The 17,551-nt window shown below is 60.1% G+C and carries 15 protein-coding genes and 3 pseudogenes; 5 read left to right on the forward strand and 13 right to left on the reverse strand.

What is annotated here, in order from left to right; genetic code table 11:
- Positions 1-72: 72 nt before the first annotated feature.
- The 12 genes and pseudogenes from astD to acs all read right to left on the reverse strand — a co-directional run bounded on the left by astD (position 73) and on the right by acs (position 13,226).
- A complete protein-coding gene (astD, locus tag J1G35_RS26990; RefSeq protein ID WP_223016528.1) occupies positions 73-1,542 on the reverse strand; it encodes a succinylglutamate-semialdehyde dehydrogenase in 1,470 nt (489 codons plus the stop codon).
- Positions 1,539-2,564, reverse strand: a complete 1,026-nt coding sequence (gene astA / locus J1G35_RS26995; RefSeq protein ID WP_053140053.1) for an arginine N-succinyltransferase — start codon at positions 2,562-2,564, stop codon at positions 1,539-1,541. Before astA ends, astD begins: the two co-directional genes overlap by 4 nt.
- 52 nt (positions 2,565-2,616) lie before the next feature.
- Complete coding sequence (gene aruF / locus J1G35_RS27000; RefSeq protein WP_003175655.1) at positions 2,617-3,636, reverse strand: arginine/ornithine succinyltransferase subunit alpha; 1,020 nt, start codon at positions 3,634-3,636, stop codon at positions 2,617-2,619.
- Between the two features lie 214 nt (positions 3,637-3,850).
- Entirely contained in the window at positions 3,851-5,071 is a 1,221-nt protein-coding gene (locus J1G35_RS27005) for an aspartate aminotransferase family protein (protein WP_053140051.1), read from the reverse strand.
- A 247-nt stretch (positions 5,072-5,318) separates the two neighbouring features.
- On the reverse strand, positions 5,319-6,299 hold the full coding sequence (gene argR / locus J1G35_RS27010; RefSeq protein WP_053140049.1) for a transcriptional regulator ArgR: 981 nt from the start codon (positions 6,297-6,299) through the stop codon (positions 5,319-5,321).
- A 97-nt stretch (positions 6,300-6,396) separates the two neighbouring features.
- Positions 6,397-6,507: pseudogene (locus J1G35_RS31095) on the reverse strand (outer membrane lipoprotein carrier protein LolA); the annotation flags it as partial.
- A gap of 9 nt (positions 6,508-6,516) precedes the next feature.
- A complete protein-coding gene (locus J1G35_RS27015) occupies positions 6,517-7,281 on the reverse strand; it encodes an ATP-binding cassette domain-containing protein (RefSeq protein WP_053140048.1) in 765 nt (254 codons plus the stop codon).
- A 27-nt stretch (positions 7,282-7,308) separates the two neighbouring features.
- Positions 7,309-8,421 carry a succinylglutamate desuccinylase/aspartoacylase family protein gene (locus tag J1G35_RS27020; RefSeq protein ID WP_053140045.1) on the reverse strand — a complete coding sequence of 371 codons (1,113 nt, stop codon included), beginning with the start codon at positions 8,419-8,421 and terminating at the stop codon, positions 7,309-7,311.
- A 1-nt stretch (position 8,422) separates the two neighbouring features.
- Positions 8,423-9,121: an ABC transporter permease gene (locus J1G35_RS27025; RefSeq protein ID WP_053140043.1), complete on the reverse strand. Its 699-nt coding sequence runs from the start codon at positions 9,119-9,121 to the stop codon at positions 8,423-8,425.
- On the reverse strand, positions 9,118-9,807 hold the full coding sequence (locus tag J1G35_RS27030) for an ABC transporter permease (RefSeq protein WP_010208305.1): 690 nt from the start codon (positions 9,805-9,807) through the stop codon (positions 9,118-9,120). Before J1G35_RS27030 ends, J1G35_RS27025 begins: the two co-directional genes overlap by 4 nt.
- Positions 9,808-9,899: 92 nt before the next feature.
- Positions 9,900-10,685, reverse strand: a complete 786-nt coding sequence (locus J1G35_RS27035; RefSeq protein WP_223016514.1) for an ABC transporter substrate-binding protein — start codon at positions 10,683-10,685, stop codon at positions 9,900-9,902.
- Positions 10,686-11,270: 585 nt separating this feature from the next.
- Positions 11,271-13,226, reverse strand: a complete 1,956-nt coding sequence (acs, locus tag J1G35_RS27040; protein ID WP_053140037.1) for an acetate--CoA ligase — start codon at positions 13,224-13,226, stop codon at positions 11,271-11,273.
- Positions 13,227-13,637: 411 nt separating this feature from the next.
- Between acs and J1G35_RS27045 the strand changes: the two genes are divergently transcribed.
- The 5 genes and pseudogenes from J1G35_RS27045 (at position 13,638) to J1G35_RS27065 (ending at position 17,152) form a co-directional block, all read left to right on the forward strand.
- Positions 13,638-13,907, forward strand: a complete 270-nt coding sequence (locus J1G35_RS27045) for a DUF2790 domain-containing protein (RefSeq protein WP_053140035.1) — start codon at positions 13,638-13,640, stop codon at positions 13,905-13,907.
- A gap of 510 nt (positions 13,908-14,417) precedes the next feature.
- Entirely contained in the window at positions 14,418-15,668 is a 1,251-nt protein-coding gene (locus J1G35_RS27050) for a ribonucleotide-diphosphate reductase subunit beta (RefSeq protein WP_024077017.1), read from the forward strand.
- 76 nt (positions 15,669-15,744) lie between these two features.
- On the forward strand, positions 15,745-16,254 hold the full coding sequence (locus J1G35_RS27055; RefSeq protein ID WP_092488876.1) for a hypothetical protein: 510 nt from the start codon (positions 15,745-15,747) through the stop codon (positions 16,252-16,254).
- A pseudogene (locus J1G35_RS27060) lies at positions 16,255-16,431 on the forward strand (HNH endonuclease); the annotation flags it as partial.
- Positions 16,432-16,504: 73 nt separating this feature from the next.
- Entirely contained in the window at positions 16,505-17,152 is a 648-nt protein-coding gene (locus J1G35_RS27065; RefSeq protein WP_223016515.1) for an HAD-IB family hydrolase, read from the forward strand.
- Positions 17,153-17,266: 114 nt separating this feature from the next.
- Here J1G35_RS27065 and J1G35_RS27070 read toward each other — a convergent pair.
- A pseudogene (locus J1G35_RS27070) lies at positions 17,267-17,527 on the reverse strand (LysR substrate-binding domain-containing protein); the annotation flags it as partial.
- Positions 17,528-17,551 lie beyond the last annotated feature (24 nt).

Here is a 17,551-nt window from a genome sequence, read left to right on the forward strand (position 1 = left end):
CCGATAGCAGTCTGTCAGTTGATCAATCAGGTGACTGACACACCGCCATCGGGAGCAAGCCCCCTCCCACATTTAGATCAGCGTAATGCCGGGGCTTAGCGTGGCCGGGACCACCAGGCTTGGCGTTTCAAGCGACGCCACCGGGTACGCACAATAATCCGCCGCGTAATACGCACTGGCGCGATGGTTGCCCGAGGCCCCTACCCCACCGAACGGCGCAGTGCTGGCGGCGCCGGTCAGCTGTTTGTTCCAGTTGACGATGCCGGCACGGCTTTCCAGCCAGAACTGCTGGTAACGCGCTTCGGAATCGGACAACAAACCCGCGGCCAGGCCGTACTGGGTATTGTTGGCCTCGGCAATCGCCGCCGCGAAATCAGCGTAGCGGATCACCTGCAACAGCGGGCCGAACAGTTCTTCGTCTTCGCGCTCGGTCACGCCGGTCACGTCGATGATGCCTGGGGTCAGTAAGGCGGCCTGGTCCTGTGGCTGGGTCATCTCCAACAGCGCCACAGCGCCATTGGCCAACATCAGCTCCTGGGCGTCCATCAAGGCTTTCGCCGCTGCCAGGGAAATCACCGAGCCCATGAACGGCGGCGGTTGCTGGTCGAATGCGCCGACTTCAATCGTCGCACTCACCGCCACCAGCCGCGCCAGCAACGCATCGCCCCAGGCGCCTTCCGGCACCAGCAGGCGACGCGCGCAGGTGCAACGCTGGCCCGCAGAGATAAACGCCGATTGAATGATGGTGTAGACCGCCGCATCCACGTCGGCCACTTCGTCCACCACCAGCGGGTTGTTGCCGCCCATTTCCAGGGCCAGGATCTTGTCCGGGCGCCCGGAGAACTGCTGGTGCAGATGATTGCCGGTGCGGCTCGAGCCGGTGAAGAACAAACCGTCGATGCCTGGGTTGGCCGCCAACGCAATGCCGGTCTCCCGCGCGCCTTGCAACAGGTTCAACACGCCCGCCGGCAAACCGGCTTCGATCCAGCACTGCACTGTCAGCTCGGCGACTTTCGGGGTCAGCTCGCTGGGTTTGAACAGTACGGTGTTACCCGCCAGCAACGCCGGAACGATATGCCCGTTGGGCAGGTGACCCGGGAAGTTGTAAGGACCAAACACCGCCACCACGCCGTGGGGCTTGTGGCGCAATACGGCGGTGGCGTCGCCCAGTGGGCCGCTCTTCTCGCCGGTACGCTCGCGGTAGCTTTGCACCGAGATTGCGATCTTGTTGGCCATGCTGGTGACTTCGGTGGCCGACTCCCACAGCGGCTTGCCGGTCTCTTCACCGATGCAGCGGGCAATTTCATCGGCGCGGTTTTTCAGGCTCGCGGCGAAGGCTTCCAGCACGCCGATGCGCTCTTCCAGCGGGCGCCGGGCCCAGGCCGGGAACGCCTGGCGCGCGGCCTGCACGGCCGACTCGACCTGCTCGACCGTCGCGCTATTGCCAGCCCACAGCACCTGCTGGGTCACCGGATTACGCGATTCAAACAGTTCACCCTGGCCAGCCAGCCAGCTACCTGCGATATACAGCGAATTCATTATTTCGACTCCCGAGCAGCAGACAACGGTACGGCACGCACTTGATCACCCACCACCAGTTGCAGGCGCTTGGCGGTTTGCAGATCGACCACCAGCGTGCCTGCCGCCAGGCGTGCCGGTGCGGCGGTGATGCGGCAATCTTCGCGTTTGCGGTTATGGATCAGGAACGGCGTGGCGTCGTCCCCCGGTGTGCCGATGGCCAACACCAACGATTGGCTGTCGCGTACCGCACGGATCTTGGCGGTCTCGCACTCCACTGCCGGGCCGGCGTCGAAAATATCGACGTAGCCCTGGTAGCTGAAGCCTTCGCTCTTGAGCATGCTCAGCGCCGGCTCGGTGTCCGGGTGGACCTTGCCGATCACGTTGCGCGCGTCTTCGGAGAGGAAGCAGCTGTACAACGGAAACTTGGGCATCAGCTCAGCGATAAACGCCTTGTTGCCCACGCCGGTGAGGTAGTCGGCCTGGCTGAACTCCATCTTGAAGAAGTGCCGGCCCAGGCTTTCCCAGAACGGCGAACGCCCGGCGTCGTTGGACACGCCACGCATCTCGGCGATGATCTTGTTGCCGAACAACTGCGGGAACTCGGCGATAAACAGCAGGCGCGCCTTGGCCAACATGCGGCCGTTGAGGCCGTTGCGGTAATCGGCATGCAGGAACAACGAGCACAGCTCGGAGTTGCCGGTGAGGTCGTTGGCCAAGAACAGCGTCGGAATCTCACGGTAGATATTCAGTTCCTGGGAGGCGCTGACCGTCAGGCCGACCCGGAAGTTGTACCAGGGCTCGCGCAGGCCGACGGCACCGGCGATGGCGGAAATCCCCACCACGCGGCCTTCGTCGTTTTCCAGCACGAACAGGTAGTCGGCATCCCCACGCCCGGCGTCGCCGCGAAAGGTTTTTTCGGCCCAGCCAACCCGGTGGGTCAGGCGCTCTTCGTTGGCCGGCAACGTGGTGAGGCCGGTGCCGGTGCTGCGCGCCAGATCAATCAGGGCCGGTAAATCGCTGCTGCGTACGGGACGAACGATCATGCTATCTCCTCAGACGGGCCGCTGTTTGGCAGCCACCCGCGAAACTCTGTGTTTAAACCGCAACCAGTCGGACGCTGGCACCTTCGCCAACGCCCAGCGCCTCGGCCGCTGCCAGGTCCAGGGTCACCGGCTTGCCGGGCGCGTAGTCCAGCTCCAGCATCACCGCGCGGTAATCCTGTAGCTGCGCGTTGCTCACCAGGTACTGGCGGCCGACACCCTTGACCATCTCGCCGATCTTCACCGGCACCACACGGCTCTGGGCGATCGAGCGAATGCCCGAGACCCGTGCGTGCAGCGTTGGGCCGCCGTCGAAGATGTCGATGTAGTGGTCAGTCTCGAAGCCTTCGCGCATCAGGATGTCGAAGGTGATCTGGGCACGCGGGTGCACCTGGCCCATGGCTTCCTGGGCTTCGTCCGGCAGCAGCGGCACGTAGATCGGGTAATGCGGCATCAGCTCGGCGAGGAACGTCCGGCTTTTCAGCCCGCACAGGCGCTCGGCGGCGGCGTAGTTGAGGTCGAAGAAGTTGCGGCCGATGGCGTCCCAGAACGGCGAATCGCCGTTCTCGTCGCTGTAGCCGACAATCTCGGTCACCACCGAGTCGGCAAAGCGCTCGGGGTGGCTGGCGACGAACAACAGGCGGCCACGGGAATTGAGTTCCGACCACGGCGAACCGACCAGCTCCGGCACCACGTAGAAGCTGGTGAGCAGGCTGTTGCCGGTGAGGTCGTGGCACTGGGAAAGCACGTGAATCTTGTTGTGGATCTTCAGCTCGCGGGAGGCGTGCACGAAGGTCTCGTTACGAAAACTGTAGAAAGGCTCCGAGTAACCGGCCGAGGCAACGATGGCCGAGCAGCCTGCGAGCTTGCCGGTCTCGGTGTCTTCGAGCACGAAGAAATAGCTTTCTTCGCCGTTGAAACTCACCTCGGCCGCGAAGGACGCTTCGCTGGCGGCGATCTTGTCGCTCAGGCGTTCCACATCATCCGGCAAGGAGGTGACACCAATCGGGCTGTCCGCAGCCAGACGCTGTACCTCGCCCAGATCAGCCATTTGCGCGGGGCGCATCACCAGCATGGTGTCACTCCTTAACTCTAGAACTCAAAGGAAAAAAATACCGAACAGGTCAGGAGCGCCCCATATCTTCATGTGGGGCATATTCCAGTGTGGGAGGGGGCTTGCCACCGATAGCGGTGTATCAGTCACCAGATGCATCAACTGACAGATTGCTATCGGGGGCAAGCCCCCTCCCACATTTTTGACCCAGTCCAGCCGGCAGAAGGTGTCGCTATCAGGCTTGGGTCAACGTTTTTACCGCACGTTCGAAGCGATCCAGGCCTTCGTTGATGTCCGCGTCTTCCACCACCAGGCTCGGGGCAAAACGCACCACGTCCGGGCCGGCTTGCAGGATCATCAGGTTTTCTTTCTCGGCCGCGTTGAACACGTCCTTGGCCTTGCCTTTGAACGCATCGCTCAATACGCAACCGATCAACAGGCCCATGCCGCGCACTTCGGTGAAGATGCCGTATTGCTTGCCGATCTGCTCCAGGCGCGCCTTGAACAGGTCGTGCTTGGCGTTGACGCCGGCCAGCACCTCAGGGGTGTTGATCACGTCGATGACCGCTTCGGCCACCGCACACGCCAGCGGGTTACCGCCGTAGGTGGTGCCGTGGGTGCCGACCACCAGGTGCTTGGCCAGGTCTTCACGGGTGAGCATCGCCGCGATCGGGAAACCGCCTCCCAGGCTCTTGGCACTGGTGAGGATGTCGGGCACCACGCCGTAGTGCTGGTAGGCAAACAGGTGGCCGCTGCGGCCCATGCCGGTCTGCACTTCGTCGAACACCAGCAGCGCATTGTTGGCGTCGCAGAGTTCGCGGGCACCTTGCAGGTAAGCCAGTTCGGCCGGCAGTACGCCGCCTTCGCCCTGGATCGGTTCCAGCACCACGGCGCAGGTCTTGTCCGACACGGCGGCTTTCAGCGCTTCCAGGTCGTTGTAGGGAACGTGGGTGATGCCGGTGATCTTAGGCCCGAAACCATCGGAGTATTTCGACTGGCCACCGACGTTAACGGTGAACAGGGTACGGCCGTGGAAGCTGTTGAGCGCGGCAATGATCTCGTACTTCTCGGTACCGAAACGGTCGAACGCCACGCGACGGGCCAGCTTGAACGCGGCCTCGTTGGCTTCGGCGCCGGAGTTGCAGAAGAACACGCGCTCGGCAAACGTGGCGTCGATCAGCTTATGGGCCAGGCGCAGAGCCGGCTCGTTGGTGAAGACGTTGGAGACGTGCCACAGCTTGTTGGCCTGTTCGGTCAGTGCGCCGACCAGCGCCGGGTGGGCGTGGCCCAATACGTTGACCGCGATGCCGCCGGCAAAATCGATCAGCTCACGACCCGCCTGATCCCACACGCGCGAACCTGCGCCACGCACGGGAATGAAGGCGGCAGGTGCATAGTTGGGAACCATGACTTGGTCGAAATCGGCACGTTGCACCGGGGCTTGCTCAACGGACATCGGAGTCTCCTGAAGAGGAACGCCTGCCTGAAACTGGCGGGCGATGCAGGGATTGTAAGGACAGTTTTCAGCGCGGCCTTGCCGCCAAGCGACAACTTCTTATAGCGCCAACCCCCGTTTTACGCGGGTTTACGCCAATGCGACAAATAGCGTCGCAATGGCGCAGTTTAAACGGATACTGGGGTTTTCGGCAGTCTGCAGAGCAGTGGCTCAATGGGTGCGACACATCACGTCGAGCGTGCACACCTCAACCGCGTTCGGACGGCACCGACGAGAGTTCGAACGGGCTGCTGCTGCGCCGCTGGTTGCGGTCTTCACGCGGGGTGGCGCCAAAGAAGTTGCGGTAGGCGCTGGAGAAGTGCGGCCCCGAGGAGAAACCGCAGGACAGGCCGATCTGGATGATCGACTTGCTGGTTTGCATCAGCATCTGGCGGGCCTTGTTCAGGCGCAGTTCCAGGTAGTACTGGCTGGGAACGCGGTTGAGGTATTGCTTGAAGATCCGCTCCAGTTGTCGTCGCGATACGCACACGTGCTGGGCGATTTCGTCGGTGGTCAGCGGCTCTTCGATATTGGCTTCCATCAACAGCACGGCCTGGGTCAGCTTCGGATGGCTGGAGCCCAGGCGGTTTTGCAGCGGGATGCGCTGGCGCTCGCCGCCTTCGCGGATGCGCTCCACCACCAGTTCTTCCGACACCGCACCGGCCAGTTCGGCACCGTGGTCACGGGCCAGCACCGCCAGCAGCAGGTCGAGTACCGACATGCCGCCGCAGGCGGTCAGGCGATCCCGGTCCCAGTCGAACAGATGGCTGGTGGCGATCACCTTGGGGAAACGCTCGGCAAAATCATCCTGCCAGCGCCAGTGCACGGCGGCGCGGTAGCCGTCGAGCAGGCCGAGCTGGGCCAACGGGTACACACCGGCCGACAAACCACCGATCACACACCCGGCGCGCACCAGTTGCTTGAGGGCGGTGCTCAGTTGGGAGGCGATAACGGTGGGCGGCTCATCCGCCAGCAGGAACAATTTCTGCAAACCTTCCAGCTTGCCCGCCCACGGTTCGCCCGGCAGTTGCCAGGCGCCTTCGGTGGCCGGCTCTGCGAGCAGGAACGACAGCTCGTAGACCACGTCCGGATGCACCCGCTGAGCAACGCGCAAGGCCTCCTCAGCCAGCGCAAGCGTGAGTGCTTTTGTGCTGGGCCAAATCAGGAAACCAATTTTGTGGGCGGTCATGGAGTGCTATCCGAAGCGAGTAACAGTAATGAAGACAAAGGCCAATGCTAGCCCGTAAACCAACACAAAGCTTAAAAACGATGAAGACCTGCTTTCCTGTAGGAGCGAGCTTGCTCGCGAAAAACCTGAGAACACCAGGGGGTATCAGGCTTCCCGCGTTATCGTTGACGATCTTCGCGAGCAAGCTCGCTCCTACAGGGGGGAGCAGCGGCCTTGATTATTTCAAGCTGCCGGACAGGAACTGCTGCAAGCGCTCGGACTGCGGGTTGACCAGCACTTCCCGCGGATTGCCACGCTCTTCCACGATGCCTTTGTGCAGGAACACCAGTTGGTTCGACACTTCCCGGGCAAAACCCATTTCGTGGGTCACCACCACCATGGTGCGGCCTTCCTGGGCCAGGTCCTGCATGACCTTGAGCACTTCGCCCACCAGCTCTGGGTCCAGCGCGGAGGTGGGTTCGTCGAACAGCATCACCTCCGGTTCCATCGCCAGGGCACGGGCAATCGCCACGCGCTGCTGCTCGCCACCGGACATATGGCCCGGGAACGCATCCTTACGGTGGCCCACGCCGACTTTGGCCAGGTAGTGCTCGGCCTTTTCACGGGCGTCTTTTTTCGACATGCCCAGCACGTGCACCGGCGCTTCCATCACGTTTTCCAGCGCAGTCATATGCGACCACAGGTTGAAATGCTGGAACACCATCGACAGGCGCGAGCGCATGCGTTGCAGCTGTTTCGGGTCGGCGGCCTTCATGGCGCCGTCCTTGCTGGCCACCAGTTTCAGCTCTTCGTTATTGAGCAGGATCTTGCCGGCGTGGGGTTGCTCCAGCAGGTTGATGCAGCGCAAAAAAGTACTTTTGCCCGAACCACTGGAACCGATGATGCTGATCACATCACCGGCCGCGGCGGCCAGGGACACGCCTTTGAGCACTTCATGACTGCCATAGCGTTTATGCAGGTCTTGGACTTCAAGTTTGTACATGCGGTCGGTTCTCACAAAAACAGGTGGTCAGTCGTTGAGCAAGCGCCCGTGACGCAGCGCTTCGCGCCCCGCCACCTTGGCCAGCCAGAAACCCGCTTGGGCATAACGTAGCCGTTCAACGGCAAACAACACCCCCGAAGTGCCCGCGCACATCGTGCTTACGCGGTCTTCCAGGGGATCAATCACTTCAAAAATCGGCTCGCCCTTCTCGATCCAGTCCCCGGCTTTACGCAGGTAACTGATCACCCCGGCGTGGGGCGCGAACAGCAATTCGGTGCCTTCGAAAGGCACGCCTTCGCACGGTTCGTGTTGCGGCGCCGGCCATTCGCCCTTGATCAGGCCTTGTTCGGCGAGAAACGCGAGGATGCCTTCGGCGTGGAAAATCGCTTCGTCACGGCCGGTGTCCGCTTGACCGCCCAACTCCAGGGTCGTCGCCAGGCAGGCCAGCGGGATCTGCGCGTCGGGGAAGGTCCGGGACAGACGCAGCCACGGCAACGAGCAAGCCTCATCAAACGAGCTGCCACCGGAATCTTCCGCGAGCAAACCGACTTTCACATTCAAGTGCGCCGACAACGAACGCCACTGCGGCCAGTGCTGGGGCAGCGCGTACATGTGCAGCGCGGCTTCGGCGTCGCAGTGCAGGTCAAGGACGATGTCGGCCGTGCACGCATGGCTCAGCAACAGGCGCTGCATGCCTTGCAACTGACTGCTCGGCTCGGGCAATGCGTTGAGCGCATCGGCCATCGCCTGGCGAATCATGCGCACATTGGCGTGAGGGTCATCCCCCAGCTTGCCAGTGAGCAACTCGGCCACCGGCTCGCTCAACTCAACGAAATCGCGGTTGAAATTCTTGCCGCTGCCCACCTCGAAACGGCCCTGGTGGCTGCCTTGCAGCAACTGGCCCAGGCCCATCGGGTTGGCCACCGGCACCAACTCGATCACGCCGTTGAGGGCACCTTGCGCTTCAAGTTCGGCGAGGCGTTTTTTCAGCTCCCATGCGGCGCGCATACCGGGCAATTCATCAGCGTGCAGGCTGGCCTGGATATAGGCCTTGCGCTCGCCGCTGCCGAAACGGAACACGCTCAGCTGGCGCTCGCAGCCCAGGTGGCCCCAGGGCAACAGGTGATCGATACGTTCCATATCAGTGCTTCCGTGGAGCCAGGTAGCTCAGCCAGCGGCGCTCGGCCAACTTGAACAGGCGCACCAGGATAAAGGTCAGGCACAGGTAGAACACGCCGGCGGTGATGTAGGCTTCGAACGGCAGGTAGAACTGCGCGTTCACCGTGCGCGCGGCACCGGTGATGTCGATCAGGGTGACGATGGACGCGAGGCTGGTGGTCTGCAGCATCATGATCACTTCGTTGCTGTACTGCGGCAGCGCGCGGCGCAGGGCCGACGGCAGCAGGATGCGGCGGTACAGCTTGTAGCGCGACATGCCCATGGCCTTGGCCGCTTCGATCTCGCCATTGGGGGTGGCCTTGAGGCTACCGGCAATGATCTCGGCGGTGTAGGCGCTGGTGTTGATCGCAAAGGCCAGGCACGCGCAGAAGGTCGCGCTGGACAGCAGCGGCCACAGGAAGCTCTCGCGCACCGCTTCGAATTGCGCCAGGCCGTAGTAGATCAGGAACAGCTGCACCAGCATCGGCGTGCCGCGGATCACGTAGGTGTAGAGCCAGGCCACACCGTTCACGACCGGTTGCTTGGACACACGCATCAAGCCCAGGGGCAAGGCGGCGAGCAGGCCGAAGAACAGCGAGATGGCGAGCAATTTCAGGGTGGTCAGCAGGCCGCCAAGGTACAGCGGCATGGCCTCCCAGATGACGTTGTAGTCGAAGATCATAGATCAGCCGCCCTTACGCCTACCGAGTAGCGCTTCTCAAGATGACGCAGCGCCAGCAACGACACGCTGGTGATCACCAGGTACATCGCCGCCACTGCGAGGAAGAAGGTAAAAGGCTCGCGGGTGGCATCAGCCGCCTGCTTGGCCTTGAACATCATGTCTTGCAGGCCCACCACCGAGATCAGCGCGGTGGCCTTGGTGAGTACCAGCCAGTTGTTGGTAAACCCGGGGATCGCCAGCCGGATCATCTGCGGCACCATTACCCGGAAAAACACCTGGAAGCTGCTCATGCCATACGCAAGGCCGGCTTCGGCCTGGCCCTTGGGGATGGCCATGAAGGCGCCACGGAAGGTTTCCGACAGGTAGGCGCCAAAGATGAAACCCAGGGTGCCGATACCGGCGGCCAAGGGGTTCAAGTCGATATAGTCGTCATAGCCGAGCATCGGCGCGACGCGGTTAAGAAGGTCCTGACCACCGTAGAAAATCAGCAGGATCAGCACCAGGTCGGGGATCCCGCGGATCACCGTGGAGTACAAGTCACCCAGCCAGGCCAACCAGCGCACCGGCGACAGGCGTAACGCGACCCCGATCAGACCCAGAACAATGGCCAAGGCCATGGACGACAAGGCGAGCTGAAGCGTCAACCATGCGCCATCGAGGATGACGGCCCCGTAGCCTTTCAACATGATTCAGGTCCTCGAAAAGGGGGATGAAAAAATGGCGCAAACCGCAGGAATTCTGTTGCTTGCGCCATTTCAGGACAGACAGCTACGAGTACTTACTTGGCTTCAGGGCCGTAAATATCGAAGTTGAAGTACTTTTTCTCGATTTCTTTGTACTTGCCATTGGCACGGATCGCGGCGATGGCAGCGTTGATACGGTCCAGGTTTTCCTTGTCGCCTTTGCGCACGGCGATGCCTACGCCGTCACCGAAGTACTTGACGTCGGTGAATGCTGGGCCAGTGAACGCATAGCCTTTACCGGCTGGCGTATCGAGGAAACCTTCCTGCAACAGGGTGGCGTCGGCCACGGTGCCGTCGAGGCGACCCGCTTCCACGTCGAGGTAGATTTCGTTCTGCGAGCCATAAGGAACAATGGTGGCGCCTTTAGGTGCGAGGACTTCCTTGGCGAAACGGTCGTGGATCGAACCGCGCTGAACGCCGATCTTCTTGCCTTTGAGTTCATCCAGGCTGTCGCTGACCGCAGTGCCTTCCTTCAACACCAGGCGCGCTGGGGTCAGGTAGTAGCGGTTGGTGAAGTCCACGGACTTCTTGCGATCTTCGGTGATGGACATGGACGACAGGATCGCGTCGATCTTGCGCACTTTCAAAGCCGGGATCAGGCCGTCGAACTCTTGCTCGACCCAGGTGCACTTGACCTTCATCTCTTCGCACAGGGCGTTGCCGATGTCGTAGTCAAACCCGACGATGCTGCCATCCGGCGCCTTCGAGGCAAACGGAGGGTAAGCCGCTTCGATACCAATTTTCAGAGGCTTGCCTTCAGCGAAAGCCTGCATGGACAGCACGGACAGCGCCAGGGCGCCCAACAGCACGAGTTTCTTCATCTTGGGACTCCATCGGTATAGGGCAAAACAGCAGTATGAGCCATGGCCCACGATGCGACTGAGTGAAACCGAATAGCGGTGCTGCGTCCTACACCAATTCAACACTGGAGACGACGAGCGAGTGATCGGCATTCTAACGACAGGCCGGAAGCCGATATTTCCTCAATGCGACAACAATTTACAGAAGCACTGAGAAAGCGGTTCCAACACATTGACAGCCTCTGAATTTTATGCAGAGACAAAAGACATTAAACCTGTAGACGCTGCAAATTGCGGGCCTATTATTCGCAAACCCTTCTGGGACGGCAAGTGTGGCGTTTAATCTTATTTCCGGGGGTGTCTAAAGCGCGGTTTTTCGGGGCATAAGCGTAGCCCTTTGCCTCATGTTTGGGCGAGAGGTTACACATTTGTGCCACTCGGTAACATTCAGAAACCTCCTACGCAAAAAACCGATATTTATTTGACTGGTCGTCATGCGGATCTGTCAGCTCCTCCCCCATACCCACCTTGGATCTCCACCGATTTCACTCACAAAAAAGCCCCACTCGGCTCACACCGAATGGGGCTTTGTCTGACCAGCCCGCCTTACGCGACGTTCATGGTCTTGTGTGTCTCAATCAAATGCGCCACTACCCCTGGGTCCGCCAGGGTGGAAATATCGCCCAGGCCGTCGTACTCGGCCGTGGCAATCTTGCGCAGGATGCGACGCATGATTTTCCCCGAGCGCGTCTTCGGCAAGCCAGGTGCCCACTGGATCACGTCCGGCGAGGCAATCGGCCCGATTTCCTTGCGCACCCAGTTCTTCAGCTCCAGGCGCAAGGCTTCGGTGGGTTCTTCGCCATTCTTCAGGGTCACATACACATAGATGCCCTGGCCCTTGATGTCGTGCGGCACACCCACCACCGCCGCTTCGGCGACTTTAGGGTGGGCAACCATGGCGCTTTCGATCTCGGCGGTGCCCATGCGGTGGCCGGATACGTTCAACACGTCATCCACACGGCCGGTGATCCACCAGTAGCCGTCTTCATCGCGACGCGCGCCGTCACCGGTGAAGTACATGCCACGGAAGGTCTTGAAGTACGTGTCGACAAACCGGTCATGGTCGCCGTACAGGGTACGGGCCTGGCCTGGCCACGAGTCGAGAATCACCAGGTTGCCTTCGGCGGCGCCTTCGATGATGTTGCCTAGATTGTCCACCAGCGCCGGCACCACACCGAAGAACGGCCGTGCGGCAGAACCCGGTTTGAGCGCATGGGCGCCCGGCAGCGGGCTCATCAGGGTGGCGCCGGTTTCGGTCTGCCACCAGGTGTCGACGATCGGGCAACGGGATTGGCCGACGTTCTTGTAGTACCAGTCCCACGCTTCCGGGTTGATCGGCTCACCCACCGACCCCAACAGGCGCAGGCTGCTGCCGTCGACGCCTTCGCAGGCAGCGGTGCCGGAAGCCATCATCGCGCGGATCGCGGTCGGGGCGGTGTAGAGGATATTGACCTTGTGCTTGTCGACGATCTTGCCCACCCGGGTGATGTCCGGATAGTTCGGCACGCCTTCGAACAGCAAGGTGGTCGCGCCATTGGCCAGCGGGCCGTAGACAATATAGGTATGGCCGGTGACCCAGCCGACGTCGGCGGTGCACCAGTAGATTTCGCCCGGGCGGTAGTCGAATACGCGCTCGTGGGTCAGGGCTGCGTACAACAGGTAGCCGCCGGTGGTGTGCTGCACGCCTTTAGGCTTGCCGGTGGAACCGGAGGTGTAGAGGATGAACAGCGCTTCTTCGGCGCCCATCTCTTTTGGCGCACACACGGTGCCCGCCACTTTCATCAGGTCTTCGTACCAGATGTCGCGATGCTGGTTCCACTTGATCGAACCATTGGTGCGCTTGCACACGATGACCTTCTGGATACTGCTGGTTTCCGGGTTGGTCAGCGCGTCGTCGACGTTGGCCTTCAGCGGAATTTTCTTACCCGCGCGAATGCCTTCATCGGCAGTGATCACCACCTTCGACTTACAGTCGATGATGCGACCGGCCAGGGCCTCCGGCGAGAAGCCGCCGAACACCACGGAATGGATCGCACCGATGCGGGTACACGCCAGCATGGCGACCACGGCTTCGGGGATCATCGGCATATAGATAGTCACCACGTCGCCACGGTGCACATCCTGGCCGCGCAGGGCGTTGGCGAACTTGCAGACTTCTTCGTGCAACTCGCGGTAGGTGATGGTGCGGCTCTCGGCCGGGTCATCACCCTCCCAGATGATCGCCGCCTGGTCGCCGCGCTCGGCGAGGTGACGGTCCAGGCAGTTGTAGGAAACGTTCAGGGTGCCATCGGCGAACCACTTGATGTCGACATGGTGATCGTCGAAAGAGGTCTGCTTCACCGCGGTGAAAGGCTTGACCCAGTCAAGGCGCTTGGCTTGCTCGCGCCAGAAGCCATCGGGGTTGACCACCGACTGCTGGTACATGGCCTTGTAGGTCGCCTCGTCGGTCAGCGTGTTGGCTGCTACTTCGGGGCGAACGGGGTACAGGGAAGCCGCACTCATCTTTCTTACCTCGGTGACATAGTTGTTGTTGTATGGCCCAGTTGTAGCCGGGGTGGACCTATAGAACCATTCGACGATGGTAGTAACAAGACCCTACAAAATGCCCTGCTATCCGCCTTTGCCGCTCTGGCCCGCAGCCTGCGGGGCTTTGCGGCTGTGTGAAAAAACCTTTACCAGGCGATTGTTACAAAAACCGCCAATAGTCTTTATCAAAAGTACGGGTATATGAATATAACCCGCAGGCCTAGAATTACTTCCGCCAACCAAGGCACATTGATTAACACAGCAGTGATTAACAACGTAACAGCCCCCACGAAGGCACGTTAATCCGCACTAACCAACCCTAAGTTACACACGTGGCCTCACAAGGGCCCCGTGACCCCTTTCGCCCTGAAGAAGGTAAGTAAAGAAATGAAAGCTCTCGTAGTTATGGCCCTCAGCAGCTTGTGCGCCACCGCCGCCCTGGCCGACGAGGCCCCGACCGAGCTGGCCGGCCACAACGCCCCGATTGTTGAAGATTACACCTACAGCACCAAGCTGGACGTCGCCAAAGTATTGTCCATGAGCAATATCCCGGAAGTCTGCGAAGTTGTACCGGTAAAGATGGAATATGAAGACTCCCAAGGTCAGCGTCATATCCTTAATTACCATGTCATGGGTAATGGTTGCTCTAACGGATAACAACTTCGTTAGTTAGACAGACCCGGATCTTATTCGCCGCAAGAAATCGTTCTTGCGGCAAAGAACCGGTCCTCCCTTCCCGCCCTCAAAAAGCCCTCCCCTCTTCCCCACAATAAATAGCCCACCGCCCGTCAAAAATTTCCTACCCCATCAAACCCCCGCAAACCCTCACTCTGGCTCAAATAGCCGCCTTTTTGTCTCTGATCCGAGACCATCCGCCGCAACACAAAGCCGAATTTTTCCCTATAATGCGCGGGTAAATCGGGCCTGCAATATCCCTTTACACAGGGACGAAGAGCCAGACCTTGAGCCTGCGCTGGAGCATGCACCTGTCGCTCCGCCCCTCAAGCCTCAAGCAGAGCACCGTTACCCAATTCCGTTTATTTGCCTGCGCGAGCTGTTGCAACAAACGATTCCTTAAGATCCACCGCGGCCTGAGGGCCGTGTGAACACCCAACCATCCGGTTTCACACGGGCACCTTTGAGCCCTCACGCAGGAGACGACACGTCATGCTGAGCTGGGACGAATTCGACAAAGAAGAAGACGGCGAAGTAGCCACCAAAGGCGCCAACGCCGGCCACGCCACCGAAGCCAACATGGACCGCCTCGACGGTGCCGGCGCCGCCGCCGCCATCGAAGCCCGCGCCGTCACCGCCAGTGACTCCGCCGCCATCGTGCGCGCCAAGGCTGCCCTGGACAAACTCGACGTCGCCGAAGGCCTCGCCGAACTTGAAGGCGCCTCCGCCCGCGTCGCCGTTGACGAAAAGCGCATGATCAACTGCCGCGCCGACCTCAACCAACTCGTACCCTTTAAGTACGACTGGGCCTGGCAGAAGTACCTCGACGGCTGCGCCAACCACTGGATGCCGCAAGAGGTCAACATGACCGCCGACATCGCCCTGTGGAAAAACCCCGAAGGCCTGACCGACGACGAACGCCGCATCGTCATGCGCAACCTCGGCTTCTTCTCCACTGCGGATTCGTTGGTCGCCAACAATCTGGTGCTGGCCGTCTACCGCCTGATCACCAACCCGGAGTGCCGCCAGTACATCCTGCGCCAGGCCTTCGAAGAAGCGATCCATACCCACGCCTACCAGTACTGCATCGAATCGCTGGCCATGGATGAAGGCGAGATCTTCAACATGTACCACGAGATCCCATCGGTCGCCAAAAAGGCAGCCTGGGGCCTGAAATACACCCGCTCGATCTCCGATCCAAAGTTCGAAACCGGCACCGTCGACACCGACAAGGAACTGCTGCGCAACCTGGTCGCTTACTACTGCGTACTGGAAGGCATCTTCTTCTACTGCGGCTTCACCCAGATCCTGTCCATGGGCCGCCGCAACAAAATGACCGGCGTGGCCGAGCAGTTCCAGTACATCCTGCGCGATGAGTCGATGCACCTGAACTTCGGTATCGACGTGATCAACCAGATCAAAATCGAAAACCCGCATTTGTGGGATGCCGAGATGAAGGAAGAAGCGACCCAGATGATCCTGCAGGGGACTCAGCTGGAGATTGAATACGCGCGGGATACCATGCCGCGTGGCGTGCTGGGGATGAACGCGGCGATGATGGAAGACTATTTGAAGTTCATCGCTAACCGTCGCCTGTCGCAGATTGGCTTGAAGGAAGAGTATCCGGGGACGACGAACCCGTTCCCGTGGATGAGCGAGATTATGGACTTGAAGAAAGAGAAGAATTTCTTTGAGACTCGTGTGATCGAGTACCAGACCGGCGGTGCGCTGAGCTGGGATTGAAGTCAGTACCACCAAAGAGAGCTGCCCAAGGGCAGCTCTTTTTTTGCAAATAGAATTTAGAAGGTCACATCAGCAAATGGAACTGCTCTACGCCACGCTATTAATTATCACGATACTCGGAATGGCTGCCTGGATGTTTCTCGGTGGATTTGTCTTCAGAAATCCGTTCGTCCTCTACATCACAGGTTTTGTTCTAGCACTCGTGGGTGGATATCTTTCCTATAGTTTGCAAGAGATCGCTGCTAATGGCGAAGCGGCTAAATACTTTACTGACCTTAAACTAGCCGCCGCACTTGTCAGCTACACCATCGCCGCAGCCGGCGGTAGTTTGATTGCAAGCGGTATTTTGTTGAAAGCCCAACATATGGCCAAAGCAGACAAAATTTCTGCGAAGAGAGCAGTAAACATCGTCGCCAACAACATTGAAATGATCCATCAGCAGGCGCTACAGCTACGGGATAATCCCACGGCGCTGACAATCGCAAAGCAAGAAGAACAGCGTCTCGACCTGCGCTTGAGGTTATACGAACAACGAACAGCGCTGGACAAGGCCCTTGAGCGACTGGAACAAATGGACTATCCGTGAGGATTGCCATTTCTTGACGTACATCACGTCAAGCACCTGGCCCAGAAGGGTTCGGATCGCATCACCAATGCTGTAGCCTTGTGCCCCAATTGCCATCAGCGTTGTCACCGGTCGAGTGACCCGGAGGCTTTCACCGAGGGGCTTTACGCCAAGGTCGGAAGATTGGCACGGGAGTAGACTCCTGCTGTCACACCTGATGCACGCTCAAAAAAATACTAGATAGGACCGAGGCCAACCCGTGAACCCAGACATGCTCGAAGCCGGCCCTGTGGATGCCAAAGTACTTTCCGTCTTTGACTTCGACGGCACCCTGACCCACCACGACAGTTTCGTGCCCTTCCTCAAGTTCGCCTTTGGCACCGGCGAGTTTTATGGCCGGATGGTCAAGCTGGCGGTGCCTGGGCTGCGCTTTTTGCTGCGGCAGATCAGCCGGGATGAGTTGAAGGCGCAGTTGATCCGCACCTTTATGACCGGGGTGGAGAAGGCGTGGGTGCAGCAGAAGGCCGAGGAGTATTGCCAGCGCAATTGGGCACGGTTGATGCGTCCGGCCGGGGTGCTGTCGGTGGAGCAGGAGCTGGGCTCGGGGGCGGTGGTGACGCTGTGCTCGGCGTCGCCGGCGTTGGTGCTGCAGCCGTTTGCCGATCGGCTTGGGATCAAGTTGATTGGCACCGAGCTTGAGGTGGTCGACGGGGTGTTGACCGGCAAGCTCACCGGGAATAACTGCCGGTGTGAGAATAAGGTGCTGCGGCTGGAAGCGGTGTATGGCGATTTGGGCGAGTATCGGCTGCGGGCCTGGGGCGATACGCGTGGGGATCGGGAGTTGTTAGCGGCGGCACAGGATGCGCATTTTCGGCATTTTCATGCGAAGAAGAAAAAGCGGGCTCGGTTGCAGCGGTGATGCGGCTGGTGGGGTTGGCGGGGGATCGAGGTGATCCCATCGCAGCCTCGCTAAAGCTCGACACCTCCCACATTTGACCTTTTTCAGCCCCTTGATCTGTGTTCGGCGAGTGGTTTATGTGGTGGCTTTGAGATTTACGCCCAGGGCAGTGGCAAAGGCTTTTACCAGCGGGCTTCTTGGCGCGTTGTGGCGCAGGATCAGGTTGAACGCGGTGCTCAGGTGAACATGATCCGGGCACAGTGCGCGCAGGCGCCCTTCCCTTACGAGCGATGCGGCGTAGTGCTCGGGCAGGAAGCCGATAAACCGGCCGGTCAGCACAAGGATGGCGACCGCTTCAACCTGCGAGGCTGAGGCGGGTTGCAGGTTCTTGCTGATATTTACGTGGGTTCCCGCTATTAA

The organism is Pseudomonas sp. SH10-3B (assembly GCF_019891415.1).
Taxonomy (GTDB): Bacteria; Pseudomonadota; Gammaproteobacteria; order Pseudomonadales; family Pseudomonadaceae; genus Aquipseudomonas.